25 protein-coding genes and 1 other RNA gene are annotated in these 25,468 nt (G+C 66.0%); 17 read left to right on the top strand and 9 right to left on the bottom strand.

Features of this window, described 5'->3' with window-relative positions; translation table 11 throughout:
• Nucleotides 1-275: 275 nt before the first annotated feature.
• The 4 genes from HCU64_RS11180 to HCU64_RS11165 all read left to right on the top strand — a co-directional run bounded on the left by HCU64_RS11180 (nt 276) and on the right by HCU64_RS11165 (nt 3,068).
• A complete protein-coding gene (locus HCU64_RS11180; protein WP_233383954.1) occupies nt 276-1,373 on the top strand; it encodes an adenylate/guanylate cyclase domain-containing protein in 1,098 nt (365 codons plus the stop codon).
• A gap of 17 nt (nt 1,374-1,390) precedes the next feature.
• On the top strand, nt 1,391-1,573 hold the full coding sequence (locus HCU64_RS11175; protein WP_233383953.1) for a hypothetical protein: 183 nt from the start codon (nt 1,391-1,393) through the stop codon (nt 1,571-1,573).
• 132 nt (nt 1,574-1,705) lie between these two features.
• Nucleotides 1,706-2,602 (top strand): ParA family protein, encoded by an 897-nt coding sequence (locus tag HCU64_RS11170; protein ID WP_233383952.1) that lies wholly within the window; start codon nt 1,706-1,708, stop codon nt 2,600-2,602.
• A complete protein-coding gene (locus HCU64_RS11165) occupies nt 2,592-3,068 on the top strand; it encodes a hypothetical protein (protein WP_233383951.1) in 477 nt (158 codons plus the stop codon). The genes HCU64_RS11170 and HCU64_RS11165 overlap by 11 nt, the downstream gene beginning before the upstream one ends.
• Nucleotides 3,069-3,241: 173 nt before the next feature.
• Here HCU64_RS11165 and groL read toward each other — a convergent pair whose 3' ends face one another.
• Both groL and groES read right to left on the bottom strand, forming a co-directional pair.
• Nucleotides 3,242-4,888, bottom strand: coding sequence for a chaperonin GroEL (gene groL / locus HCU64_RS11160; RefSeq protein ID WP_233383950.1), 1,647 nt, complete (start codon nt 4,886-4,888; stop codon nt 3,242-3,244).
• Nucleotides 4,889-4,986: 98 nt separating this feature from the next.
• A complete protein-coding gene (gene groES / locus HCU64_RS11155) occupies nt 4,987-5,277 on the bottom strand; it encodes a co-chaperone GroES (RefSeq protein ID WP_020093567.1) in 291 nt (96 codons plus the stop codon).
• A 184-nt stretch (nt 5,278-5,461) separates the two neighbouring features.
• On the opposite strand from groES, the gene HCU64_RS11150 reads away from it, so the two are divergent.
• The gene (locus tag HCU64_RS11150) at nt 5,462-6,466 is read left to right on the top strand and encodes a magnesium transporter CorA family protein (protein ID WP_233383949.1); all 1,005 of its coding nucleotides are present in this window, start codon (nt 5,462-5,464) and stop codon (nt 6,464-6,466) included.
• Nucleotides 6,467-6,492: 26 nt separating this feature from the next.
• Here HCU64_RS11150 and HCU64_RS11145 read toward each other — a convergent pair whose 3' ends face one another.
• Nucleotides 6,493-7,353 carry an SDR family oxidoreductase gene (locus HCU64_RS11145; RefSeq protein ID WP_233383948.1) on the bottom strand — a complete coding sequence of 287 codons (861 nt, stop codon included), beginning with the start codon at nt 7,351-7,353 and terminating at the stop codon, nt 6,493-6,495.
• An 81-nt stretch (nt 7,354-7,434) separates the two neighbouring features.
• Between HCU64_RS11145 and HCU64_RS11140 the strand changes: the two genes are divergently transcribed.
• From HCU64_RS11140 to glcF, 4 genes are all read left to right on the top strand, one after another.
• The gene (locus HCU64_RS11140) at nt 7,435-7,833 is read left to right on the top strand and encodes a winged helix-turn-helix transcriptional regulator (protein ID WP_233383947.1); all 399 of its coding nucleotides are present in this window, start codon (nt 7,435-7,437) and stop codon (nt 7,831-7,833) included.
• 106 nt (nt 7,834-7,939) lie between these two features.
• A complete protein-coding gene (locus tag HCU64_RS11135) occupies nt 7,940-9,388 on the top strand; it encodes a lipopolysaccharide biosynthesis protein (protein ID WP_233383945.1) in 1,449 nt (482 codons plus the stop codon).
• A 127-nt stretch (nt 9,389-9,515) separates the two neighbouring features.
• The gene (locus tag HCU64_RS11130) at nt 9,516-10,703 is read left to right on the top strand and encodes an FAD-binding protein (protein ID WP_233383944.1); all 1,188 of its coding nucleotides are present in this window, start codon (nt 9,516-9,518) and stop codon (nt 10,701-10,703) included.
• Between the two features lie 19 nt (nt 10,704-10,722).
• Nucleotides 10,723-12,117, top strand: a complete 1,395-nt coding sequence (gene glcF, locus HCU64_RS11125) for a glycolate oxidase subunit GlcF (RefSeq protein ID WP_233383943.1) — start codon at nt 10,723-10,725, stop codon at nt 12,115-12,117.
• Nucleotides 12,118-12,277: 160 nt separating this feature from the next.
• On the opposite strand, the gene HCU64_RS11120 is transcribed toward glcF, so the two are convergent.
• The 4 genes from HCU64_RS11120 to fumC form a co-directional block, all read right to left on the bottom strand.
• Complete coding sequence (locus tag HCU64_RS11120) at nt 12,278-13,975, bottom strand: methyl-accepting chemotaxis protein (RefSeq protein ID WP_233383942.1); 1,698 nt, start codon at nt 13,973-13,975, stop codon at nt 12,278-12,280.
• A gap of 146 nt (nt 13,976-14,121) precedes the next feature.
• Nucleotides 14,122-14,364, bottom strand: a complete 243-nt coding sequence (locus HCU64_RS11115; RefSeq protein ID WP_233383941.1) for a ribbon-helix-helix domain-containing protein — start codon at nt 14,362-14,364, stop codon at nt 14,122-14,124.
• The gene (locus tag HCU64_RS11110; protein WP_233383940.1) at nt 14,361-14,549 is read right to left on the bottom strand and encodes a DUF4169 family protein; all 189 of its coding nucleotides are present in this window, start codon (nt 14,547-14,549) and stop codon (nt 14,361-14,363) included. Before HCU64_RS11110 ends, HCU64_RS11115 begins: the two co-directional genes overlap by 4 nt.
• A gap of 60 nt (nt 14,550-14,609) precedes the next feature.
• Nucleotides 14,610-16,022, bottom strand: a complete 1,413-nt coding sequence (fumC, locus tag HCU64_RS11105; RefSeq protein ID WP_233383938.1) for a class II fumarate hydratase — start codon at nt 16,020-16,022, stop codon at nt 14,610-14,612.
• A 92-nt stretch (nt 16,023-16,114) separates the two neighbouring features.
• On the opposite strand from fumC, the gene HCU64_RS11100 reads away from it, so the two are divergent.
• Both HCU64_RS11100 and HCU64_RS11095 read left to right on the top strand, forming a co-directional pair.
• A complete protein-coding gene (locus tag HCU64_RS11100) occupies nt 16,115-17,578 on the top strand; it encodes a cytochrome P450 (protein WP_233383936.1) in 1,464 nt (487 codons plus the stop codon).
• Nucleotides 17,579-17,624: 46 nt separating this feature from the next.
• The gene (locus HCU64_RS11095) at nt 17,625-18,005 is read left to right on the top strand and encodes a hypothetical protein (protein ID WP_233383935.1); all 381 of its coding nucleotides are present in this window, start codon (nt 17,625-17,627) and stop codon (nt 18,003-18,005) included.
• A 54-nt stretch (nt 18,006-18,059) separates the two neighbouring features.
• On the opposite strand, the gene HCU64_RS11090 is transcribed toward HCU64_RS11095, so the two are convergent.
• Nucleotides 18,060-18,698 carry an SspB family protein gene (locus HCU64_RS11090; RefSeq protein WP_233383933.1) on the bottom strand — a complete coding sequence of 213 codons (639 nt, stop codon included), beginning with the start codon at nt 18,696-18,698 and terminating at the stop codon, nt 18,060-18,062.
• A gap of 64 nt (nt 18,699-18,762) precedes the next feature.
• Nucleotides 18,763-19,149: a transfer-messenger RNA gene (gene ssrA / locus HCU64_RS11085) on the bottom strand.
• Between ssrA and HCU64_RS11080 the strand changes: the two genes are divergently transcribed.
• The 6 genes from HCU64_RS11080 (at nt 19,141) to HCU64_RS11055 (ending at nt 25,361) form a co-directional block, all read left to right on the top strand.
• Nucleotides 19,141-20,016 carry a CPBP family intramembrane glutamic endopeptidase gene (locus HCU64_RS11080; protein WP_233383932.1) on the top strand — a complete coding sequence of 292 codons (876 nt, stop codon included), beginning with the start codon at nt 19,141-19,143 and terminating at the stop codon, nt 20,014-20,016. The genes ssrA and HCU64_RS11080 overlap by 9 nt on opposite strands.
• Nucleotides 20,017-20,092: 76 nt before the next feature.
• A complete protein-coding gene (locus HCU64_RS11075) occupies nt 20,093-20,887 on the top strand; it encodes a thymidylate synthase (protein WP_233383931.1) in 795 nt (264 codons plus the stop codon).
• A complete protein-coding gene (locus HCU64_RS11070; protein ID WP_233383930.1) occupies nt 20,887-21,393 on the top strand; it encodes a dihydrofolate reductase in 507 nt (168 codons plus the stop codon). Before HCU64_RS11075 ends, HCU64_RS11070 begins: the two co-directional genes overlap by 1 nt.
• Nucleotides 21,394-21,638: 245 nt before the next feature.
• Nucleotides 21,639-22,814, top strand: a complete 1,176-nt coding sequence (gene hflK, locus HCU64_RS11065) for an FtsH protease activity modulator HflK (protein ID WP_233383929.1) — start codon at nt 21,639-21,641, stop codon at nt 22,812-22,814.
• Nucleotides 22,811-23,719 (top strand): protease modulator HflC, encoded by a 909-nt coding sequence (gene hflC / locus HCU64_RS11060; protein ID WP_233383928.1) that lies wholly within the window; start codon nt 22,811-22,813, stop codon nt 23,717-23,719. The genes hflK and hflC overlap by 4 nt, the downstream gene beginning before the upstream one ends.
• A 91-nt stretch (nt 23,720-23,810) precedes the next feature.
• Nucleotides 23,811-25,361, top strand: a complete 1,551-nt coding sequence (locus tag HCU64_RS11055) for a DegQ family serine endoprotease (protein ID WP_233383927.1) — start codon at nt 23,811-23,813, stop codon at nt 25,359-25,361.
• Nucleotides 25,362-25,468 lie beyond the last annotated feature (107 nt).

Here is a 25,468-nt window from a genome sequence, read left to right as displayed (position 1 = left end):
GGCCGGCGGAAACGCCGGCCCTTTCGTTTTGCGTCCATTCAGACACGGGCGGCGATCTGTTTCGGCCCCTGGGCGTCGACGCCTTACAGAAGCCATCATGCCAGCATGAGCCTTGCAACGCCCGGACGTGCTTTGTCCTCGTCCTGCAACGCCTTCTCACCCGAGCCGCGACAAGGAGCGCCCGTGCGAACCGCCTCGCCACACAACCGCGCCGACCGGCTGCGGACTGGCGCGGGCAAGCTGGCATTGGCTGCGCGCGCATCGAGGGACGGCTGATGCTTCCGCAGCACCGCTGGTTCTGGGCGTTGATCCTGGTTGCCGCCGGCGGTGCGGGCCTGGTCTACAATGTCGTCTTCGCGCAGGGGGCCTCCCCGGCAGCTGGTTTCATCTACGGCTTCTGCATCGGCACGGCGGCGCTCGGCTTTGACCGCGGCCTGATCCTGGCGGGCCTTCAATCCCGCATCCGTCGCCTGCCGGCTTCACTTTACGTTCCGGCGGCAGAGCTTTCCTACGTGTTGATGATCGTGGCCGGAAACGCGCTCGGCGGCGTCTTCGTCTGGGCGTTCGGGCTCACCGGAGACCCACTCGGCGAGGCGGTCCGCACGACGCCGCGCGTGCTGGCCTATGCGCTGGCCGTCTCGGCCTTCCTGGTCTTCGTGATCCGCATGCGGGATCTGATTGGTGGCGAGGTTTTCGTGAACTTCCTGATCGGCCGCTATCATCGGCCCGTCGAGGAAGAGCGCATCTTCCTGTTTCTCGACGTGGTCGGCTCCACCGCGTTCGCCGAGACACATGGCGACCTGCGCGCTCAGGAATATCTCAGCGCGGTCTTTGCGACCCTGGCCGAGCCGGTGCGACGGTACCAGGGCTCGACCGACGACTACATCGGCGACATGGCGATGATCACCTGGCCGATGGAACGCGGCCTCAAGGATGCACGCTGCGTGTCCTGCCTTTTTGCCGTGCGCGACCGGATCGAGGCGGAGGCCGACGCCTGGACCGCGCGCTTTGGCACCGTGCCTCGCCTGCGGGCGGCGCTCCATGGCGGCTCGGTGGTTACGGCGGAAGTTGGGGTCGATCGGCACAAGATCGCCTATTTCGGCGACGCGGTGAACGTGACCGCACGGATCGAGGCGCTGTGCCGTCCGCTCGGCGTCGACATCCTGATCTCCGAAGACCTGCTCGGCCGTCTACCGCGTTTGCCCGACGGTGTGACCACTCGCGCGCTCGGCGCTCACACGCTGCGCGGACGCGACCAGCCCCTGGAGGTCGCGACGCTTGAGCGCAATAGCGACACCGCCGCAGCCATGATCGAGGAGGCAGTTGCGGCCGACCCCACCTCGGCGGCTCGCCCACGGGCTGCTGCGCTGTGAGCGCGTCTCGACAGAGGATGACGTGGCGGACGCCGCTGCGGCTGATCCTGCAATTTGGCCTGATCATCGCGGGGATCGTCGTGGTCGGCTATTGGATCGTCGCCTCGATTGGCGGCGATATCAGCAAGCCGGGTTTCGCGCTCGGCATCGGCCTGATTCTGGCGAGCTTTTCCGCCCGATTGGTGCCACCGGGGCGTTGAGCCGGCTCCGTATCGCGAGATGCGCTTCTCGATCGGCCGGACCCGACCGCAATCGCCAATTCTCGGCTTCCGACGGCCGCGAGCCTCTGCCAAAGAACGGGCGGAGAGGTCTGCGGCGGGGAACGCGACAGGGTGACGGGCAAGCTCATCGCGGTCGCCAACATGAAGGGCGGTGTCGGCAAGACGACGACGGTGGTCATGCTCGCCGAGGCGCTGGCCGCCGACGGCGCGCGCGTCCTCGTCGCCGACCTCGATCCGCAGGCGAGCGTCTCGGTTTGCCTCGCGGGGCCGGATCGCCTTGGAGAGATGATCGCCAAGGGGCGCACCCTCGAAGCGTTTCTCGCACTGAGACTGATCGCCCGCGACAAGCCCGTCCTGGCTGCGCGCATCCAGGATCAGGTCAGCCTGACCACCCACAAGAACCGGCCGCTCTCCCTTTCGCTGCTGGCATCGGGACCTCATCTCCGGATGGTCGAGCGTGAGATCATCTACGAACTGACCGGCCAGGGCCTTTCGATGCAAGCCATCGAGGAGCGCCTGACCAAGCTGTTCCACAATGCCATCGCGCCGCTCGCGGAAGATTACGACTACGTGATCTTCGACTGCGCGCCCGGCATCTCGCCGATGACCGAGGTGGCGGTGCGTGGATCCGATCTCGTACTCGTCACCTCGATCCCCGACTTCCTCTCGACTTACGGGCTCAATGCCTTCGTCGAGACGATCTGGCGGCGCAGCAGCGGGCGCGACAGTCGGGATCGGCCGAAAAGCCCACCCTATGTCCTCGTCACCCGCTACCAGCAGCATGTGCGGCAGCATCAGCGCACCTTGGCGCAACTGCGCGCGGAAGCCGTGGCAGCCGATGCCGGCTTCCGGCTCCTGTCGACCACCATCCCGCAGGCGGCCGCGCTCGCTGACGCGCTGGTGCCGCGCGATCTGCCGCCGACTTTTACCGCAAAATACAATGTCCACGTTCCGACCGTGCTGATACCGCTCGTCGAGGAATTGAAGGAAATCCTCCATGGCGCTTGATATCGACGGCTATGCGGTGCTCGCGGCCATCGCGACCGTGCCGGAAGTCTTCGCGGAGATCCGTCCGGACATCGCACGCACTGCCCGGGCGCTGGTGGTCAAGCAGCTCAAGCACCGGGCCCTGCCGCTCGCCCGATTGCGGCTGATCCGCAGAACGCTCGGGACGGAGACTTTCGCGCTCATCCTCGACGGGATGACGGACGCCGAGGTCAAGGCCGTCGTCGCCCGCCTCGACCGGCACAACGCCACGCTCAGGACGGCCTCGGCGGCTTGGCACCGCACCTGGCTCGAAGGCTTGGCGAATGCCGACGAGCCGGCAGAGGCGCCGAAGGGCACCAGGGCAAGGACGGCCGCGAAAAAACCGGTAGCCGAACGCGCGCTGGGCAAGCGCCCGTTTGCCGCGACCTGGGACGGCAAGGATCGGGACGCGTCCGCTGCCAAAGGGAAGAAAAAGAAGAAGGACTGAGGCCGAGGGCGGCTTTTGCTGAACCCTCGCTAAGGACGTGAATTACCCTCGCCACATGAGGGAGGAGGGCGAGCGCGAATGCTCGGAACTTTCCATGACGGTCAGGTTGTGGCCCCAAACGAAAAAGGGGCCGCCTCTCGGCGACCCCTTCGTCTCGTATCGGTGGCCTGGACTTAGAAGTCCATGCCGCCCATGCCGCCCATGCCGCCGCCGCCGCCCATGGGGGGAGCGGACTCCTTCTTCGGAGCGTCGGCGACCATGGCTTCCGTGGTCACCAGCAGGCCGGCGACGGACGCCGCGTCCTGCAGGGCGGTGCGCACGACCTTGGCCGGGTCGACGATGCCGGCCTGGATCATGTCGACGTACTCTTCCGTCTGGGCGTTGAAGCCGTAGGTCTCGCCGCCGTTGTCGGTGATCTTGCCGACGACGATGGAACCCTCGACGCCAGCGTTGCTGGCGATCTGACGGATCGGAGCCTCGAGCGCCTTCAGGACGATCTTGATGCCGGCCTTGATGTCGGCGTTGTCGCTCGAGAGCTGAGCAACGGCCTTCTTGGCGAGCAGCAGGGCGACGCCACCGCCGGGGACGATGCCCTCTTCCACCGCAGCGCGGGTGGCGTTGAGCGCGTCGTCCACGCGGTCCTTCTTCTCCTTGACCTCGACCTCGGTCGCGCCGCCGACGCGGATCACCGCGACGCCGCCAGCGAGCTTGGCGAGACGCTCCTGGAGCTTCTCACGGTCGTAGTCCGAGGTGGTCTCTTCGATCTGAGCCTTGATCTGGCCGACGCGGGCCTCGATGTCGGCCTTCTCGCCCGAACCGTCGATGATCGTGGTGTTCTCCTTCTCGATGCGGATGCGCTTGGCGCGGCCGAGCATCGGGAGGGTCACGTTCTCGAGCTTGATGCCGAGGTCTTCGGCGATCATCTGGCCCTTGGTGAGGATCGCGATGTCCTCGAGCATCGCCTTGCGGCGATCACCGAAGCCCGGAGCCTTCACGGCAGCGACCTTGAGGCCACCACGCAGCTTGTTGACGACGAGCGTGGCCAGAGCCTCACCCTCGATGTCCTCGGCGATGATGACGAGCGGCTTGCCGGTCTGCACCACGGCCTCGAGCACCGGCAGCATGGCCTGGAGCGACGAGAGCTTCTTCTCGTGGATGAGGATGTAGGGGTCCTCGAGCTCGGCGACCATCTTCTCCGCGTTCGTGATGAAGTACGGGGAGAGGTAGCCGCGGTCGAACTGCATGCCCTCGACGACGTCGAGCTCGGTCTCGGCGGTCTTGGCTTCCTCGACGGTGATGACACCCTCGTTGCCGACCTTCTGCATGGCGTGGGCGATCATCTCGCCGATTTCCTTGTCGCCATTGGCCGAAATCGTGCCGACCTGGGCGACTTCGTTCGACTCAGCGACCTTCTTGGCGCGGCCGGTGATGTCCTTCACCGCGGCGGCCGTGGCGAGGTCGATGCCGCGCTTCAGGTCCATCGGGTTGATGCCGGCGGCGACGTACTTGGCGCCTTCGCGGACGATCGCCTGGGCGAGCACGGTCGCGGTGGTGGTGCCGTCACCGGCGAGGTCGTTGGTCTTCGAGGCCACTTCGCGCACCATCTGGGCGCCCATGTTCTCGAAACGGTCGGCGAGCTCGATCTCCTTGGCGACGGTGACGCCGTCCTTGGTGATGCGCGGAGCGCCGAAGCTCTTCTCGATCACGACGTTGCGGCCCTTGGGGCCGAGGGTCACCTTCACCGCGTCGGCGAGGATGTCGACACCGCGAAGCATCTTGTCGCGGGCGTCGGACGAGAAGCGTACGTCTTTCGCTGCCATCTGTGTTGTCCTTGTCTGATTTCAGGAAGCGCCCCAAGGCGCGCCGGTCTCGGCGGCCTCGAAGGGCGATGGTTGCAGTCCGAAGAGGGCAGGTCGCCTTAGGCGGCGACGACGCCCATGATGTCGGATTCCTTCATGATCAGGAGATCCTGACCGTCGATCTTGACCTCGGTGCCCGACCACTTGCCGAACAGCACGCGGTCGCCGGCCTTCACGTCGAGGGCGTTGACACGGCCGGCCTCGTCGCGGGCACCAGGGCCGACGGCGACGACTTCACCCTCTTGGGGCTTCTCCTTGGCGGTGTCGGGAATGATGATCCCGCCCTTGGTCTTCTCTTCACCTTCGATACGGCGGACGACGACACGGTCGTGCAGCGGACGGAACTTCATGAGCTGCCCTCTTGCTTCAGAATCTCGGATGGTCTTGATGCGGCGGGGACCGCGTCCCGACCCGATCGTTAGCACTCGCAAATACTGAGTGCTAACGATCGTCGCGAGATAGGCTCGCCCCATTTGCAAGTCAAGGAGCGCAGCCGTTCGCTCCGACGTCGTCCCCTCCAGAAAGTTAACCCGCATGATCAGCGCGCACGGGCCTAATGGCCCGATCGACCATGGCGGCCAGAAGGATGGCGCCGGCTTGGCGCAGGCGATCTGGATCGATCTCCTGGATCCGACCGAGGAAGAGGCGCGGGAGGTCGAAGCGGCCACTGGGCTCCGCGTGCCCTCTCGCGAGGCGCTGAGCGAAGTGGAATCCTCGAGCCGCCTGCGTCGTCTGAAGGATGGAGGGCTGTCGCTATCCTCGCCGATGATCACCTTCGATCATTCGGATTTCGCGTTGAAGCCCGTGGGCTTCGTGCTGACGAAGGATCGGCTGATCACCATCCGCTTCCACCAGCTGCGGGCCTACGACACCGTCGCGAAGCGCATCGTCGAGCATGACGGTAACTGCGCCAAGAGCGTGGAAGTGTTCCTGCTCCTCGTCGAGGAACTCGTGGACGGCCTTGCCGACACGCTTGAGGAGATGTCGGCGGATATGTCCTCGCTCTCGACCCGGATCTTCGACTTCGATCCTGTTGGGCCATCGCGATCGAGCAAGGTCGGTAAGCTTTCCCCAAAGCGGCGAGACCTTGCTCTAAGGCGGCTTCTTCGCTCGATCGGCTGGCAGGGCAAGGCGCTCGGCAAGGTTCGTGCGAGCCTGCTCGGCCTCGAGCGAATCGTGCCCTTCGTGAAGGATTCCTGCGAGGACACCCTCGGTGCCGAGCAGAGCCCCCGCTTCGACACGCTCTCGCGCGACATCGCCTCCCTCGACGAGTTTGAGACGCGTCAGTCGGAGACCCTTCAGTTCCTGCTTGATGCGGCGCTCGGCCTCATCAACATCGAGCAGAACAACGCATTCCGCATCCTCACGGTCGTCTCGGTGGTCGGGATCCCGCCCACCCTGGTCGCCTCGATGTACGGCATGAATTTCAAGCACATGCCGGAGCTGGAATGGGCCTATGGCTATCCCTATGGGCTGGCGCTCATCGCGATCTCCGCGATCCTCCCGATCGTGATCTTCCGGATCAAGGGCTGGGTGTAGCAGAGCCGATCCAGCCCAGGATCGGGTCAGCCCTTCGCGGCGAGTGCTGTCGCGAGTGTGTCGGCGAACCGGGTCGTCGGGCGGCCGATGAGCCGGCTCAGCTCCCGGCTATCGTTGAACAACGTGTCGGCGGCGGCGATGGCGTCCTCGTCGGCAAGGACATCGGCCAGGGTCTCTGGCAGACCGGCCGAAACGAGTGCCTGCTTGAACGCCTGCTCTGGCAGGTTCTGGAAAGCGACGGGCTTGCCGCTCTGGCGAGAAACCTCTGTCGCGATCTCGCTCATGGTGAAGGCCTCGTCGCCGGCCAACTCGTAGATCTTGCCCGCTTGTCCCTCGGCGGTCAGCACGGCGGCGGCTGCCTCCGCGAAATCGCGGCGGCTGGCAGCCGAGAAGCGACCGTTCCCCGCCGAGCCAATCAGTGTCCCATGCGCGAGCACGGCAGGCAGCGCCATCAGGAAGTTCTCGTTGTACCAGCCGTTGCGCAGTAGGACGTAAGGCAGTCCGGACTCGATCAGAGCCAGCTCGGTCGCGCGATGCTCCTGTGCGAGCTTCGCGGGCGACGTGTCCGCATGGAGGATGCTCGTATAGGCGAGGAGCTCGGCGCCGACAGCCTTGGCCGCATCGATCGCGGCCCGGTGTTGCGGCAGCCTCCGGCCGACCTCGCTAGACGAGATCAGCAGGACCTTCGTCGCGCCATCGAGCGCCGACTTCATCGTGTCCGGGCGATCGTAGTCGCCCTCCCGCACCGCGACACCGAGTGCTGCCAGATCCGCTGCCTTCTGCGGAGAACGCGCGACGGCAACGATCTGCGCGGCAGGAATCCTTTCGAGCAGGAATTCGATGACGAGGCGGCCGAGCTGCCCGTTGGCGGCGGTGATGGCGTACATGGATTCGTCCTCTTGCCTGTGGCGACGAAGCCGACCTAGTCACCTTGCTTACGAAAAGTAAGTACATACACTGTGGTAAGTATGAAGATCGCCGATCCGCACGTTCCGCTCGCCAAAAAGCTGCGCCGGGGAGACCTGTTCCAGACCGGGTGCCCGTCCCGCGAGGTGATGAAGCACGTCACCAGCAGCTGGGGCGTGCTGATCCTGATCGCGCTTCGCGACGGCACGCTTCGCTTCAGCGAGCTGCGCCGGCGCGTGAACGGCGTCAGCGAGCGCATGTTGTCGCAGACGCTGCAATGGCTGGAGGGCGACGGACTGGTCCTGCGGCGCGCCTATCCCGTCGTGCCGCCGCATACAGAGTACACGCTGACGCCGCTGGGCGAGGAAGCAGCGGAGAAGGTTGCCAGTCTCGCCGAGTGGATCGAGGAGCGGCTGCCCGTCATCCTGGGCAACGCGGAGCAGAAGCGCAGCGAGACCTGAGCCCGGCCCTCGGCGATCACGTTCAGGCTTTCTTGGCGCATCGCCCCGAGAATGCCGCGGGTGCCGGTGATGAGATCGGCATGCGGAGCGGGATTCCAGTGGACCGATGGCCGTCATCGCCGCCTTCATCATCAACTCGGCCCTGAACCTTCTTCTCGGCCTGTTGATCGCCAAGATCCTCGGGCCGGCCGATTTCGGCCGCTTCGCCCTGGCGACTGCTGGCGCCGTGGTGCTGAACACGCTGCTCTTCGAATGGCTGCGGCTCTCGACGACGCGGTTCTATTCGGCGCGGGTGCGTGACAGCGAACCCTGGATTCGCGCGGGTCTCGACCGCGCCTATGCCACCTTGGCCATCGCGCTCGTGGCGCTCGCCGCGATCTGCGCGGGCCTTGGGCTGGTGATCGATCCGACGCCGGAGAGCCAACTTGCTGTGACCGCCGCGACGGCCCTGACCGCCATCGGCATCGGGCTGTTCGACTACCATGCGGCGCTCGCCCGCGCCCGGTTCGTCGGCGGCACCTATCTCAAGCTCGTCGTCTGGAAGAACGTGTTTGGCGTCGTGCTGATGGCCGGCACGGCCTGGCTCTTCCCGCAGCCGACCTGGGTCCTCCTCGCCGGCGCCGCCAGTCAGGCCCTAGCAGTCGTGGTGATGCGTGCAGCATTGCGCGACCCGCCGGGCCGGTTTGCGCCGGAGCGCAGCCGCCACACCCTCAAGGTCTTCGCCGCCTACGGGCTACCGCTGATCGCCGCCAATGCGATCTACCAGCTCATGCCCTTCATCAACCGCGGCGCCATCGCTGCTGCGGCCAATTTTTCCGAAGCTGGCTATTTCGCCCTTGCGGCGGATCTCGGCTCTCGCGGCTTCTCGACGCTCGGCACGGCCCTGGACCTGCTGCTGTTCCAACTCGCCGTGCGGGCCGAAGAGCATCACGGTCGCGAGGCGGCCGAAGCGCAGATCAGCCGGAACATCGGCGTCGTCATTGCGCTCCTCCTCCCGTGTGCGGCCGGCTACTGGGCGGTGACGCCGGCGTTGCAGCAACTCGTCGTGCCGGAGGCGTTCCGCGGGCCGTTCGCGCTCTACACGGCGCTGCTGATCCCCGGGCTGTTCTGCCTGTCGATCATGAACTTCGCGCTGAACCCGATCTTCCAGATCCGTCGGAAGACCAGTCCGGTGATCGCCGCAGCCCTGCTCGGCTGTGCCGTCAACGGTATCGGTCTGGCGCTCCTGCCGGCGGCGATGGGGCCGCCCGGGATTGCGGTGGCGCAATCGCTCGGCCTCGCCGCGGCCGTCGCGCTTTTGGCGGTCCGAGCGCTGGTCGGGTCCGACCGGCTCACCATGCCCTGGCGCGACATCGGTCTCTCGGCCGCGGCGAGCCTCGCGATGCTCCTCGTGCTGCTGCCGCTGCGTCATCTCACACCGAGCCTGGCGCTGCCTCTCTGCCTCGGCGTCGGCGTCGCGCTCTATGCTGGCACCGTCTGGGTTTGTGACATCGCGGGGCTCAAGGCGCTCGTGATGGATCGCTTTCGACCTCGGCATCCTGTGCTCGCCGAGTGAGCCGACGAGGCGACTCGAGCCGGGAAATCCGACGCTGCGCCGTGCGGTCGCGCTTGAATCCCATGGACATTCCGTTTTGACTGCTTCCAAAGAGCGCGAACGACCGACGCTCATGGGGCAGGAAACGATGGGTTCATACGCTCCGGCGAGCGAGCAGGAGGCCGTGGCGATCGTCGCAGAGGCGACAGGGCGGTCGGAACGGCTGCGCCTGGTCGGCGGCGGCACCAAGGCCGGGATCGGCCGTCCGGCGCAGGATGAATCGACGCTGTCGGCTGCCGTCATCAGTGGCGTGACGCTCTACGAGCCCGCCGAAATGGTGGTCTCGGCCCGCGCCGGCACACCGCTCGCCGAGGTCCAGTCGCTCCTCGCGGAGCGCGGCCAGATGCTGCCCTTCGAGCCGATGGACCATCGCGGCCTTATGGGCTCGACTGGCGAGCCGACCTTTGGCGCGGTGGCGGCCTGCAACAATTCTGGTCCGCGCCGTATCAATGCGGGCGCTGCCCGCGACAGCCTGATCGGCGTGCGGTTCGTCAACGGGCGAGGGCAGGCGATCAAGTCCGGAGGCCGGGTGATGAAGAACGTCACCGGGCTCGACCTCGTGAAGCTGATGGGCGGCTCATGGGGCACCCTCGGACTGCTCACCGAGGTGACCTTCAAGGTGCTTCCGGTACAGGAGCGCGTCTCGACCCTGGTATTCTCGGGCCTCGACGATGCCCGCGCCATCGAGGCCCTCTCGGCCGCCCTCGGCTCGCCGTTCGAGCTAACCGGGGCGGCGCATCTGCCGGCCGGGCTGGGGGAGGGGACGGCTCGGACCCTCATGCGCCTCGAGGGATTTTCCAAGTCCATCGATTACCGCCTCGGCGAGCTCTCGCGACTGCTCAAGCGCTACGGCCAGCCCGAGATCGTCGACGGCGAGGCCTGTGCCGCGCTCTGGCGGGGCGTGCGCGACGTCGAGCCGCTGAGCCAACCGCGCGAGGCCGCGATCTGGCGGATCTCGACGGCGCCGGTGCGAGGTCCCGCCCTCGCCGCTGCGGTCGCAGCCGGTCGCGATGCTCGCTGGTACTACGATTGGGGCGGCGGCCTGATCTGGCTGGCTACGAGCGCCGAAGGCGATGCCGGTGCTGAGACGATCCGCGAGGCGACCCGTGCCCATGGCGGCCACGCCACGCTGGTGCGGGCGCCCGATGCCGTGCGCGCGGCGGTGCCGGTCTTCGAACCGCTGGCCGAGCCGCTGATGAAGATCACGGCCGGCATCAAGGCGGCCCAGGACCCGGGCGGCGTCTTCAATCCGGGCCGGATGTACGCAGGCGTTTGAGGCTTCAGGAACACCGACCGTGCAAACCAATTTCAGCCTCGCGCAACTCGCCGATCCGGCGACCAAGGTTTCGGAAAAGATCCTGCGCACCTGCGTGCATTGCGGCTTCTGCACCGCGACCTGCCCGACCTACCTCCTGCTCGGCGACGAGCTCGATAGCCCGCGCGGTCGCATCTACCTGATGAAGGACATGTTCGAGGGCGGAAAGGCGGCCTCGGCGGAGGTCGTGAAGCACGTCGACCGCTGCCTCTCCTGCCTGTCCTGCATGACGACCTGCCCCTCGGGCGTGCACTACATGCACCTCGTCGACCATGCCCGCAGCCACATCGAAAAAACCTATGCGCGCCCGCTGAGCGACCGGCTGCTCCGCTCCGTGCTCGCCTTCGTGCTGCCCTATCCGAACCGTTTCCGGCTAGCGCTGCTCGGCGCCAAGATCGGTCAACCGCTCCGGCCGCTGGTCGCGATGTTGCCGCGCGTTGGCAACCGTCTCGCGGCGATGCTCGACCTCGCTCCCGCACAGCTCCCGAACCGGGTGCCGACCGACCGGCCCGGCATCTTCCCAGCCGATACCAGCGCCCAGGAGATCAGCGCCCTGATCCAGGAGGGCGAGAACGCCGCCCCGGTGACGCGCCGCGGCCGTGTCGCGTTGCTGCGCGGTTGCGCCCAGAGCGTGCTGCGGCCGGACTTCAACGAGGCGGCGATCCGCCTGCTCAACCGCCACGGCGTCGAGGTGGTGCAGGCGGCGGGCGAAGGCTGCTGCGGGGCGCTCACCCATCACATGGGCAAGGAGGAGTCCGCCCATGGCTTCGCCAAGCAGGCGATCGACGCCTGGATCGCCGAGATCGACGGAAAGGGCCTCGACGCGATCATTGTCACCGCCTCGGGCTGCGGCACGACGATCAAGGATTATGGCTTCATGTTCCGCGACGACCCGGCCTATGCCGAGAAGGCCGCGCGAGTCTCGGCCATCGCCAAGGACGTCACCGAGTATGTCACATCGATCGGCCTGCTGCCGCCGGTGGTCGATACCGATTTCACCGTGGCCTACCATTCGGCCTGCTCGATGCAGCACGGCCAGGCCATCCGCACCGAGCCGAAGACGCTCCTGAAGAAAGCCGGCTTCACCGTGAAGGACGTGCCCGAGGGCCACATCTGCTGCGGCTCTGCCGGTACCTACAACATCCTCCAGCCCGAGATTGCCGGGCGTCTCCGCGCCCGCAAGGTCGCCAATATCGAGCGGATGCAACCCGACCTCATCGCCACCGGCAACATCGGTTGCGCCACGCAGATCGGGAAGGGCACGAGCATCCCGATCCTCCACACAGTGGAGTTGCTCGACTGGGCGACGGGTGGGCCGAAGCCGGAGGCGCTCGACGCGCTGCCCCGGAAGCCACTCCCCATGGCAGCGGAGTAGCCAAGCCTCTCATTCTGCCGGCCGACGTTAATCTGCTTTCTGCGGAACGATCGCGGACATCTCGACGGTGACGAGGCAATCGACACGCTCGAAGCGCGCCTGGAAACGAAAGCGCGCCCCGCTCGGGTGAGCGGGACGCGTCATCTCGTTCGGTTAAGAGTTAGGCCGCGCGAACGGTCTCAAGGAAGCGGGCGACCTCGCCGTTGAGGTACTCGGACTGGCGGGACAGCTCGGAGGCGGAGGCCAGGACTTGGCTCGCGGCTGCGCCGGTCTCCTCGGCCGCCCGAGCAACGCCGGTGATGTTCGAGGTCACCTCGCCGGTGCCGCTGGCGGCCTGGGAAACGTTGCGAACGATCTCCTGCGTCGCCGCGCCCTGTTCCTCGACGGCGGCGGCGATCGAGGTGGCGACCGAACTGATCTCCTGGATACGGCCAGTGATGCCGCTGATCGCGGCAACGGCCTGATCCGTCGAGCCCTGGATGCGAGCAATCTGCGAGCCGATCTCGTCAGTGGCCCTCGCGGTCTGCGAGGCCAGTTCCTTCACCTCGGCAGCGACCACGGCGAAGCCGCGCCCCGCCTCGCCGGCACGGGCCGCCTCGATGGTGGCGTTCAGCGCCAGCAGGTTGGTCTGGCCGGCGATGTCCGAGATCATGCGCACGACGTCGCCGATCTTCGAGGCGGCGTGGCTCAGCTCCTGCACTAGGGCAGCGGTCTGCGTTGCCTCGGCGACGGCTGTGCCGGCGAGAGTCGCCGAGCCATCGACTTGGCGGCCGATCTCCTGGACCGAGGAGCCGAGCTCTTCGGCGGCGGCCGCCACGGTGCTCACATTCGAGGCGGCTTCTTCCGCCGCAGCCGCGACGGTCGTCGACTGGCTGGCCGTCTGGGTCGCAGTGGCCGTCATCGTCTGTGCCGTGGCCTGCAACTCGGTCGCAGCCGATCCCACGGCACCGACGATGCCGCCAATGGCCTGCTCGAAGCCGTCGGCGAGTTCGATCATGGTTCTGCGACGTTCGAGGGCCGCCGCCTCGTCGGCGATGCGCTTGCGCTCGGTTTCCTCGGCCGCTTTCTGGGCCACCATGCTCTTGATGCCTTCGACGGCACGGCCAATGGCACCGATTTCGTCACCGCGTGACGCCGCGGCGATCGTCGTATCGATTTCGCCATGGGCCATGCGCTGCAGCACGCCGACCAGCTGCCCGATTGGCTTGGTGATGCCGTAAATCGCGATGAGGCCGAGCAGCGCGCTCGAGGCGATCAGGCCGGTTGCGGCGATGACGATCAGCGTCCAGGTCGCGTCCTTCGCCGTTTGAGCAGCTTCGTCCCGGGCCCGCGTCAGCTCACGCTGATTGGACTCGACCCGCTGCTGCAGAGCCTCGACCAGCTTGCCGCGTGCTGCGCGTCCTTCACCATTGGAGAGCTCGATGGCTGCTCGCTTGTCCCCCTTCGACGCGAAGGCCGTCACGCGCTCCGAGGCGGAGAAGAAGTCGTTCATCTGAGTCTTGATGCGCTCGTTTCTGGCGCGCCGGTCATCGCTGTCGGCGAGCGCGATCAGACGATCGATCGCCTTGTAGGCCGCCTGCTTGGCGTTGGCCTGTCCGGTGAGCTGAAAGGCGACGCGGGTGTCCTCGGTCTCGAGGATCGCATTCTTCTCGCGGATGGTCGCTTCGTTGACCTGAAGGGCAAGTTCGCTGGACAGGATGGCGCGGGTGGCGCTCTCGTCGACCAGATGCTGGGCAGTGCCCGCGAGCAGAGTCAGTTTGGTATGGGAGAAGCCCACCAAGCCGATCGAGACTGCAACCAGGAGTAGCGTCGGAATTGCGATCTTTACGATAAGTTTTAAGTCGTTAAACACGCGCATGTCTGGCCCCCGGGCCGGACACCCGGCTCGATCATCAATGATGAGCCGAAAGTTGCAGTGCACATATTAACGTGAGGTTTACTGTGACGTTGCTTTATAGTGCATAACATTTGTTTAGATGTGTTCTAGGTAATTCCTTGGAGGCGTTACGTTGTTGCATCGGAGCGTTCTATCACGCATCGCAACACGAATACGCGGATCGCCGAAGACAGGTTGTGGTCGCCGCGCTCGGCGTCAATCGCCCCAATCAGCGCTTGGACCGATTGTTCTTGCGCGTCCGCAATCTCGCGCAGGACGTCCCAAAACGCAGATTCCAAGGAAACGCTGGTGCGGTGACCGGCGATCATCACCGAGCGCTTCTTGAGGCCGCCCGGCGTGTCGCCGCTCATTCTTCGTCGGGCTTCTTGAGGCGGTGGCCTTCGAGCCGCTCGGACTCGATAACCGCCTTCTTCTCGGCAAGGGTCTTGGCCTTCTTGGGACGGCCGAAGACGACGCGGTTCTCGGCGGCGCGAGCCTGCTTCTCGGCCTTGTCGCGCGCCTTGCGGAACTGGTTCAGGTTGATGATCTCGGCCACGGCACGATGGTCTCCGACCGTATCCGGCGGGAAGATCCCGCCGGATACATGATCATGCGTCTAATCGATGCTGGGCGCCAGCATGGTGTCGGGCCGCACGACGCGGTCGAATTCCTCGGCCGTGACGTAGCCCAGGTTCAGCGCCTCTTCCTTGAGGGTGGTGCCGTTCTTGTGCGCCGTCTTGGCGATGGTCGCGGCCTTGTCGTAGCCGATTGACGGCGCGAGCGCCGTGACCAGCATGAGCGAGCGGCTCATCAAGTCGGCGATCTTGTCCTCGTTCGCCTTGATGCCGACGACACAATTGTCGGTGAAGCTGACCGCTGCATCCGCCAGCAGCCGCACCGATTGCAGCACGGCATTGGCGATCACCGGCTTGAACACGTTCAGCTCGAAATGACCCTGTGAGCCTGCAAAGCTCACCGTGGTTCCATTGCCGACCACCTGGCAGCAGACCATGGTCAGCGCCTCACACTGGGTCGGGTTGACCTTGCCCGGCATGATCGAGGAGCCGGGCTCGTTCTCCGGCAGCGAGAGCTCGCCGAGGCCAGAGCGCGGGCCGGAACCGAGCAGGCGGATGTCCTGCGCGATCTTGAACAGGCCCGAGGCCAGAGCGACGAGCGCTCCCTGTGTGAACACTAGCGCGTCGTGCGTGGCGAGTGCCTCGAACTTGTTCTCGGCCGAGGTGAAGGGCAGCCCGGTCAGTTCCGCGACCTTGGCGGCGAAACGCTCGGCGAATTCCGGATGGGCGTTGAGGCCGGTGCCGACGGCTGTACCGCCCTGGGCCAGCGCGAAGACGCCGGGCAGCGTCTGCTCGATGCGGGCCATGCCGAGCGCAACCTGCGCGACGTAGCCGGAAAATTCCTGGCCGAGAGAGACGGGCGTCGCGTCCTGAAGGTGTGTGCGACCGATCTTCACGATGGGTGAGAAGGCCTTGGACTTCGCTTCCAACGCATCGTGCAGATGGGTCAGCGCCGGCAGCAGGCGCTCCTTGATCTCGCGCGCCACGGCAATGTGCATCGCGGTGGGGAAGGTGTCGTTCGAGGACTGGCTGCGGTTGCAATGGTCGTTCGGGTGGACCGGGGACTTGCCGCCTCGCTTGCCACCGAGGCGCTCGTTGGCGAGCGAGGCGATCACCTCGTTGGCGTTCATGTTGGACTGGGTGCCGGAGCCCGTCTGCCAAACCACGAGGGGGAACTCGTCGTCATGCTTGCCGGCGACGACGTCGGCGGCGGAGGCGGCGATGGCGTCGGCGATCTTGGCATCGAGGCCGCCGAGATCCTTGTTCACCAGGGCGGCGGCCTGTTTCACGATGCCGAGCGCGTGGACGATCGGAGCCGGCTGGTGCTCGGTGCCGATGCGGAAGTTCTGGATCGAACGCTGGGTCTGCGCGCCCCAGTAGCGGTGCGCGGGGACCTCGATCGGTCCGAAGGTGTCGGACTCGGTGCGGGTCTCGGTCGAGGTTTCCGGCGACATCGTGGCCTCTTCGTCTGGGTCGTTGCGGCCCCTACTTAACGAAGGGAGCCGCGGAGTGAAATTCCGCTTCTCGCGCGGTCAAAGGAGATTTGATGCGGACGGACACGACGCTGGCGCGCGAGATTCCGATGCCCTTCCGTTTCCGGCCGGAGGTTCCGAAACCCCGGACCACGGATCTCGGGTTATTCGGCTTTCTGCGAGCGGCGCGCAGCAACCCGATCACCACATGGATGCGCTCACATTTCGAGCAGCCCGTGGTCGCGGCGGAAGGTGTGCTCGGGCGCGTGACGGTGGTGAGCGACCCTGCGCTGATCCGCTACCTCTTCGTCGAGAACGCCAAGAACTACCGCAAGGACGACCTGCAGCGCCGCATCCTGGCGCCGGGGCTCGGCAACGGGTTGCTCTCGGCGGAAGGAGAGGAATGGCGCAACCAGCGCCGCACCATCGCACCAGTCTTCTCTGCCCGCCACGTCACCAGCTTCGCCGAATCGATGAACCTCGCCGGGATACGCGTGGCTCGCCGGCTCGTCAGGCGCGACGGCTCACAGGTCGAGGCGGCGAACGAGATGACGCGCGTCTCCCTCGACGTCCTCGAGCGCACGATCTTCACGCAAGGGCTCAAGCGCGATCCGGACGCGGTCGGCCGCGCCATCACCCGGTTCCTGGAAGCGATCGGCCCGATCGACCCGCTCGACGTCTTCGGCATGCCGAACTTCGTGCCGCGCATCGGCCGCTTGCGGGCACGGCCCGCCGGGCGCTTCTTCGAGGAAGTGGTGGACGAACTGATCGAGCGGCGGCGCGCCCTGACCGCGACGGGCAGTGCAGCCCCGCACGACCTGCTGACGCTGCTTCTCACTGCGAGCAATCCCGAGACCGGCAACGGCCTGACCGATCTCGAAGTGAAGGCCAACATCGTCACCTTCATCGCTGCCGGCCACGAGACCACTGCCAACGCGCTCACCTGGGCGCTCTACTGCCTCTCGCAGGACGCGGCCTCGCGCGAACGGCTGGAGGCGGAGGCCGACGCCGCAATCGGCGCAGACGGCCATTTCGCGCTGGCCGATCTCCCTTTCGCGAAGGCTGTGATCGAGGAGACCCTCCGGCTGTTTCCGCCGGTGCCCTTCATGAGCCGCCAGGCGATCCGCGACGATCACATTGGCCGCATCAAGATTCCTCGGAACTCGACGGTGATGGTCGCGCCGTGGGTACTGCACCGACACCGGACGCTCTGGGACGATCCCGACGCCTTCGTGCCCGAGCGCTTCCTGCCGGAGAATCGCGAGAGCATCCCGCGCTTCGCCTATCTGCCCTTCGGAGCGGGTCCACGCGTCTGCATCGGCCAGAGCTTCTCGCTGCAGGAAGCGACGATCGTGCTGGCGCATGTGGCGCGAGCCGTGCGACTCGACCTCGCCGCAGATCATCCACCGGTGGTGCCACTGCACCGGGTGACGCTCAGGCCGCAGGGCGGCTTGCGGATGCGAGTGCGCGATCGCGGAAAGGCACCTTCCGAGAACCAAGCGAATGCGCCTCCGTTGGTTCACACGGGACAGGTCTAACGTTCAGCGGGCGTGGATCGTGCGAAGGATCGTAAGGAGGCGCTTCATGACGCAGGTCCTGTTGATCGGCTATGCACCCGATGCCGTCGATTTTTCCGATCCCGCCCTACCGCCCGGAATGAATGCCGAGAAAATCGCAGCGGGTATCGAGATCTGTCTGAAGGACATGCGCGATCGCGGATGGGGAGCCGATTTCTGCTCCATTCGGCCCCGCGATGCGGTCGCGACGGTGACGCTTCAACTGCAGGCGAAAACCTACGACTGCGTCGTGATCGGTGGCGGCGTGCGTCTCGCGTCCGATGGGCTGATCGTCTTCGAGGCGGTGATCAATGCGGTGCGCGAGTACGCCCCTGACGCAGCGATCGCGTTCAATTCACGCCCGGAGAACAGCGCGGAGGCTGCGGCGCGCTGGATCAAGGCAGGCTGAGGGACGCTCCTCGGCCGCTCCCACCGAGTCTCACGACCTGCGCGGGTGCGCCGCTCAGCTCTTCTTGCGGAACGCGTCGAGGCTGACGACCTCGGCGCCGCTGTCCTTGCCGGCGCCCTTCTCGGCGACGGCGGCATCCTTGCCCGGTTCGGCAGGGTCGTTGGAGCCCTCGCCAGACTTGCTGCTGCCCGACAGTGCCGGCACGACCTTCGGACCCGATATCGCGGCTAGGCCGGCGCCCTTCGGCTTGGTCTCGGCCGGCTCGGAGGCCGCGCCGCGCGGGCCGGCCTTGACCGTGGACGGGGCGTTCTCGGCCTCCTCAGAGGTCTCGCCCTCTTCCTGGAGATCGAATTTCAGGCCGAACTGCACGGATGGATCGAAGAAGCCCGACAGCGCATCGAACGGCACCAGCAGCCGCTCGGGCACGCCAGAAAACGACAGACCAACCTCGAAGGAGGTTTCGCCGACGTTCAGGTCCCAGAATTGATGCTGCAGGACGATGGTCATGTCCTGAGGGTACTTTTCGCGAAGGCGCTGAGACATGCGAACGCCCGGCGCTTCGGTGCGGAACGAAACGTAGAAGTGGTGCTCGCCCGAGAGCCCGTCGCGGGCAGCATCGGTGAGCACCCGCTTCACCACGCCGCGTAGCGCGTCCTGCACCAGGAGATCGTAGCGGATCAGGTCTTCTGCCATCGGCGCTCGCTCTGCCCGGGGTGCCTTCCGGACGTCAGAGGCCGCCGGGGTCGTCGACAATTTAAGTGGAGGTTTCTGTTGCCAGGTACCTCCGAACCCCGCCTATGCGGTGCTACCCGCTAGGACTTTAGGTCGGTTTTTGGCACCGCTTACGCGGCGACAGCCACCGGAGCAAAGTTGTCGTTGGCAACTATTGCAAAGGCCCGATAACGGCGGAACCATGCCGAGCGAAAGCTCAACCTTTACGCCCTCGTCGATCCTATTTCGCCCCCGCCGAAACCCAGTTTTCCGTCTTCCGCCGGCCTTGCGGCCATCAGTCCTGGGTCTTGGTGGAGGCGCCGGGTACCGCCCCCGGGTCCGATAGGTTTATTTCGAAGAACGTTTATCGCCATAGCCGGCCTTGCGACCGGCACCCGCGAATATAGAGGGAGCGTGGGCGGTTTTGAAGAGCGATCCGTACGCGCCCTCGCTCGATGACGCCGCTGTTGCTCCCGTGCACGCCGGCGATGCGCCTCACGGGCAGGTACCCCCTCCTCCACCGGCGCCGCTTGCGAGGCTGAGTCTCGTTGCTTGGCTGTTCCAAGCCCTTCTGCTCATTGCGATCCCCCTCGCCTTGCTCACCCTGGCGAGCCTGCTGGCCATCGTCCTGGTGCGCGTCGGAGCTGATCTCAGGATCGGCGTCGATGTTTTCACGCCGGAGGCCCTAAGGCCGCGTCTGCCGCTTCGTGAAATCGCTGGGCGTGGTGTCGCCGCCGACGTCTTGCGACAGGTGCTGATTGCCGCTTTCGTCGTGGGCCTCGCCCTTTGGCAGGATGGAGCGGCCTGGCGCCGCAGGCTGGCTCTGACCGCTCCCGCCGACCCACGAAACAGCAGCCCTTTAAGGTTGTGGCTTCTGCTGGCGGTCTGGCCGGTCATCCACATCGTCTGGGTGACCGAGACCGCTCGAGCTCTGAACGGCGGAGTTGCCCAGGGCATTCATCTCTCACCGTTCCTGTCGCCGATCTCGGTCGTCGGATGGTTCGCCTACGTGATCGTCCTCGCGCCGATAGCCGAGGAACTCGTCATGCGCGGCGAGGCCTTCGCCAGGGCCAGTCGGATCATGCGGCCTGCAGGTGCGATCGCCGCCACCGCGCTTTTGTTCTCGCTCGCCCATCTCTCCGAATCAGGCGGCATCGCCCGGCCGATCTCGCTGCTTCCGCTGGCGATCACCCTCGGCTGGCTGCGCTGGCGAACGGGTCGGCTCTGGCCCGGCATGCTGCTGCACGGCTGGAGCAATCTGGCTCTGATCACCTACCTGCTCTGGCCCGTCCCCGACTGAGGTCGTGCAGCCAAGCTTGTGTGCGGGTGCTTGCAATGGGTTCCTGCGGTGCGTCTCGCGCCGTATTCTCCGGGCCATGAAGGTCTATCAGCAGCTTCTCCGACGCATCCTCGACGAGGGCGTCCGCAAGGACGACCGCACCGGCACCGGCACGCTCTCCGTGTTCGGCCATCAGATGCGCTTCGATCTGGAAGAGGGCTTTCCGCTCGTCACGACAAAACAGCTGCACCTGCGCTCGATCATCCACGAGCTGCTCTGGTTCCTGGCCGGCGACACCAACGTCCGATCGCTCCAGGCCAAGGGCGTGAGCATCTGGGACGAATGGGCCGACGCGAACGGCGACCTCGGCCCTGTCTACGGAAAGCAATGGCGGTCGTGGGAGCGACGAGACGGCTCGACGGTCGACCAGATCGCGCAGGTCGTCGACCAGATTCGCGGCAACCCGGATTCGCGCCGCCTCATCGTTTCGGCCTGGAACCCGGCCGACCTCGACAAGATGGCGCTCGCCCCCTGCCACTGCCTTTTCCAGTTCTACGTGGCGGAGGGCCGGTTGTCCTGCCAGCTCTACCAGCGCTCGGCCGACGTCTTCCTCGGCGTGCCCTTCAACATCGCGAGCTATGCCTTGCTCACGGCGATGATCGCCCAGGTCACCGGCTTGCAGGCAGGCGACTTCGTCCACACTCTCGGCGACGCCCATCTCTACTTGAATCACCTCGAACAAGCGCAGATTCAACTCGCCCGCGAGCCGCGTGCTCTGCCGACCCTGCGTCTCAATGGTGAGAGACGTTCGCTATTCGATTTCACTTATGAGGACATCGCCATCGAGGGCTATGCGCCCCATCCGGCCATCAAGGCCCCGGTGGCTGTCTGATGGTGGCTCCGAAGATCTCTCTCGTCGTGGCGGTCGCCCGCAACGGCGTCATCGGCCGGGACAACGGCCTGATCTGGCATCTGTCCAGCGACCTCAAGCGCTTCAAGGCACTCACCATGGGCAAGCCCATGCTGATGGGACGCAAGACCTTCGAGGCGATCGGCCGCCCCCTGCCGGGTCGCCGCAGCCTCGTGCTCACGCGCGACCGCAATTTCCAGGCAGAGGGTGCCGAGGTCGTGCACGACTGGGAGGAAACGCTGTCTGCGGCGAGGTCCGACGACCTGATGGTCGTAGGCGGCGGGGAGATCTACGCCCTGGCCCTGCCGCATGCCGACCGCATTCACCTCACCGAGGTGGACAGCGCGCCCGAGGGCGATGCTCATTTCCCGGTCTTCGATCGCTCGACCTTCCGGGAGATCCTGCGCGAGGCTCATCCGGCGGGCGGAAAGGACGAGCATGCCTTCGTCTTCATCGACCTGGAACGGGCCGCCCGATTTCATCCCTAGCTCGGCAAGACTTTTTCGCAGCCCGTGCGCGGTTGCACGCAGGGCCACAGCCGTTGCGGCGGAGGTTGCGGATGCCCACCTCACGGCCTTGACAGGAGCGGGCGCGGCCAATCAGGTGCGCTCGACCATACGGATCCGGTAAGTCGTTTCCGGTAGCGGAAATCCAGCGATCGATCGTGGCGAGGTGCCGTTCGGAGCGGGCGGCATCTTGCGGATCGGGGCCGGAGCAGGAGTCTACGTCGAGAATGCCTTGGAGCAATCAGAGCGGCGGCGGCAGCGGTGGGGGAGGCGGCCCCTGGGGCAACCGTCCCGGCGGTGGCAATGGCGGCGGCGGTGGACCCTGGGGCGGCGGAGGCGGTGGTGGCGGTAAGACGCCTCCCGATCTGGAAGATCTGATCCGTCGCGGTCAGGATCGCCTGCGTGGGATCATCCCCGGCGGTTCCGGCACTGGCGGTGGCTTCGGCGGCGGCAAGGGCCTGCTCTTCGTCGCCGTGATCCTGCTAGGCGTCTGGCTGCTCACCGGCCTCTATACGGTGAAGCCCAACGAGGTCGGCATCAACACGGTGTTCGGGCGCTATACCGGCCAGACCGCGTCAGGCTGGAACTACAACTTCCCCTATCCGATCGGCAGTGTGGTCAAGCCCAATGTCGGCGAAAGGAAATCGGTGGTGGTTGGCTACCGTTCCGGCGCCGGTGCGGCACGTCAGCGCGACGTGCCGGAGGAGAGCCTGATGCTCACCGGCGACGAGAACATCGTCGACCTCGACTTCGAGGTGCAGTGGCGCATCAATCCGCTCAAGGCGGACGATTACGTCTTCAACCTCGAAAACCCCGAGGGAACCATCAAGGCGATCTCCGAGAGCGCCATGCGCGAGGTGATCGGCCGCCGCAACATCCAGGCGATCCTCACCAACGAGCAGTCGAGCATCGCTCAGGAGGTCAAGGAGATCCTCCAGACCGCCCTCGACGAATACGGCGCCGGCGTAAGCATCGAGGTGGTGCAGCTCACCAGCGTGAACCCGCCCCCCGAGGTCCGGCCGGCCTTCATCGATGTGAACGCCGCGCAGCAGGACGCCCAGCGCGCCCGCAACGAGGCCGAGACCTATGCCAGCCGCGAGGTGCCGCAGGCCCGTGGCCGCGCGTCGCAGATCGTGCAGGGGGCCGAGGCCTACCGCGATCAGGCCACCGCCGAGGCGACCGGTCAGGCCGCGCGCTTCACGCAGGTCTACAACGCCTACAAGGCCGCGCCCGACGTCAGTCGCGAGCGCATCTTCCTGGAGACGATGGAGAAGGTTCTGGGCTCCGTGAACAAGGTCATCATCGACCAGACCGGGACCGGCGCTGCCGGCGCCAATGCCGCGGGCGTGCTGCCCATCCTGCCCCTCGGCGACCTCGCCGGCCGCGGTGGAGCTGCCCGATGAACGGTTCCGCCTTCCGCACCGGACTGATCGTCCTTGCCGGTCTCGTCGTCGTCGGCCTCTACGCTTCGGTCTTCACCGTCGGGCAGATGCAGCAGGCTCTCGTGCTTCAGCTCGGCCGCGTGCGCGCCGTGCTGAATCCGCACGGCGAAACCAAGCCCGGCCTCTACTTCAAGGTGCCGTTCACCGACTCGGTCGTTCTCTTCGACAAGCGCGTGCTCGATCTCGACCTTCCGGTCCAGACCCTGCTGACAGCTGACCGTCAGAACCTCGAGGTCGACGCCTTCGTGCGCTACCGGATCGTCGATCCGCTGAAGTTCTACCAGTCGGTTGGCAACATCCCGCTGGCCAACCAGCGCCTGTCGAGCTTCACCAACTCCTCGCTTCGCAACGTGCTGGCCCGTTCGAGCCGAGACGCGATCGTCCGCACCGACCGCGTCGAGTTGATGAACGAGATCCAGGAGGACGTGAACAAGCAGGCCAAGCAACTCGGCGTCGAGATCGTCGACCTGCGCATGACCCGTGTCGACCTGCCTGCCAAGAATTCGCAGGCCGTCTACGACCGGATGACCTCCGAGCGGAAGCGCGAGGCGGCCGACATCCGCGCCAACGGCGACCAGGCGGCGGCCACCATCAAGGCCAAGGCCGACAAGGAGGTCACCGTTCTCCTCGCCGATGCCACGAGCACCTCGGAGAAGCTGCGCGGCCAGGGTGAAGCCGACCGGAACCGCATCCTCGCCGAAGCCTTCGGCAAGGATGCCGACTTCTTCGCCTTCTATCGGTCGATGCAGGCCTACGAGCAGAGCATGAAGGGCCAGGACACGCGCCTGGTGATCAGCCCTAACTCGTCGTTCTTCCGCTACTTCAGCGATCCGATGGGACGCGCGGCCGGCGCTGCCAAGCCTTGATGGCTGCATGACTAGAGCGGCCATTCGCGCCGCTCTTGATCATGCTGGGACGACGCCGATCTATAGGCACGCTTCAAGAAGGAAACGCCATATGCGCCTCGCCATGCGCGCCGTTCCGGGTCAAAGCCGCCCGGCCCTCCGCCAGCGCGCGAGATCGGCGCTCGCCGCCGCGATGATCGGGGCGATGCTGCCGATCTCGGTGGCGCCCGCCCTGATGCCGCAGGCTGCCTTTGCCAAGGGGCCGGAATCGCTCGCCGACCTCGCCGAGCAGGTGACCGACGCGGTGGTGAACATCTCGGCCTCGACCACTGTCGAGAAATCCGCGCGCGGCGGTCGGACGATGCCGCAATTGCCGCAGGGCACGCCCTTCGAGGACCTGTTCGAGGAATTCTTCAAGAAGCGGGGCCAGCGCGGCGACAACAAGGGCGACGAGGACGGTCCGCGCCAGCAGTCTCGAAAGTCGAACTCGCTCGGCTCCGGCTTCATCATCGACGCCTCTGGCATCGTGATCACCAACAATCACGTCATCGGCGACGCCAACGACATCCAGGTGATCCTGCACGACGGCTCCAAGCTGAAGGCCGAGATCGTCGGCAAGGATTCTAAGATCGACCTCGCCATCCTCCGGGTGAAGCCCGAGGCAGGCAAGCCGCTCAAAGCAGTGCCGTTCGGCGATTCCGACAAGATGCGCCCGGGCGATTGGGTGATGGCGATCGGCAACCCGTTCGGCCTCGGCGGGTCTGTCTCCGCAGGCATCGTCTCGGCCAGCAACCGCAACATCGAGTCCGGCCCCTACGACAACTACATCCAGACCGATGCGGCCATCAACAAGGGCAATTCGGGCGGTCCGCTGTTCAACATGAACGGCGAGGTCATCGGCATCAACACGGCGATCCTGTCGCCATCCGGCGGTTCGGTGGGCATCGGCTTCGCCGTTCCCTCCAATACGGCGAGACCTGTGCTCGACCAGCTGCGCGAGTTCGGCGAGGTTCGCCGCGGCTGGCTCGGCGTGCGTATCCAGAACGTCGACGACGCCACCGCGGAAGCGCTCGGCCTCAAGGGCGGTCCGAAAGGCGCCTTGATCGCTGGCGTCGACGAGAAAGGCCCGGCCAAGCCCGCCGGCCTCGAAGTCGGCGACGTGATCACCAAGTTCAACGGCACGGCCGTGAAGTCGTCCAGCGAGTTGCCGCGCATCGTCGCCGCAACGCCGGTCGGCAAGACCGTCGAGGTCATCGTCGTCCGGAAGGGCGAGGAGGTCACGAAGTCGGTGGTGCTCGGCCGGCTCGAGGATGGCGAGAAGACTCAGGTCGCCAACGCGAAGCAGGCTGAGCCGGAGAGTGCCATGCGCCAGGCGCTCGGCCTGAATCTCTCCGACCTCACTGACGAGCTGCGCAAGAAGTTCAATATCAAGGACAGCGTGAAGGGCGTCGTGATCACCCGGGTCGATCCGAACTCGACTGCGGCTGACAAGCGGATCTCCCCCGGCGAGGTCATCGTCGAGGTCGGCCAGGAGGCTGTCAGCACTCCCGCCGACGTCACCAAGAAGGTCGACGCGCTGAAGAAGGAATCGCGCAAGTCGGTGCTGCTGCAGGTCGCCGGCGCGAACGGCGACGTCCGTTTCGTGGCGATCAGGCTCGACTGAGCTCGCTCAAGAACCGCCGTTCGAAGGCAGCGAAGCCATCCAGGGCCGTACACGCGGCGTCGGCGCGTTGGCCCTGGATGGCTCTGGCCACGCGCTGACGGCTGTGC

The organism is Methylobacterium sp. C25, assembly GCF_021352225.1.
Classification (GTDB): Bacteria; Pseudomonadota; Alphaproteobacteria; order Rhizobiales; family Beijerinckiaceae; genus Methylobacterium.
This window is presented reverse-complemented; position numbering and strand designations above follow the sequence as displayed.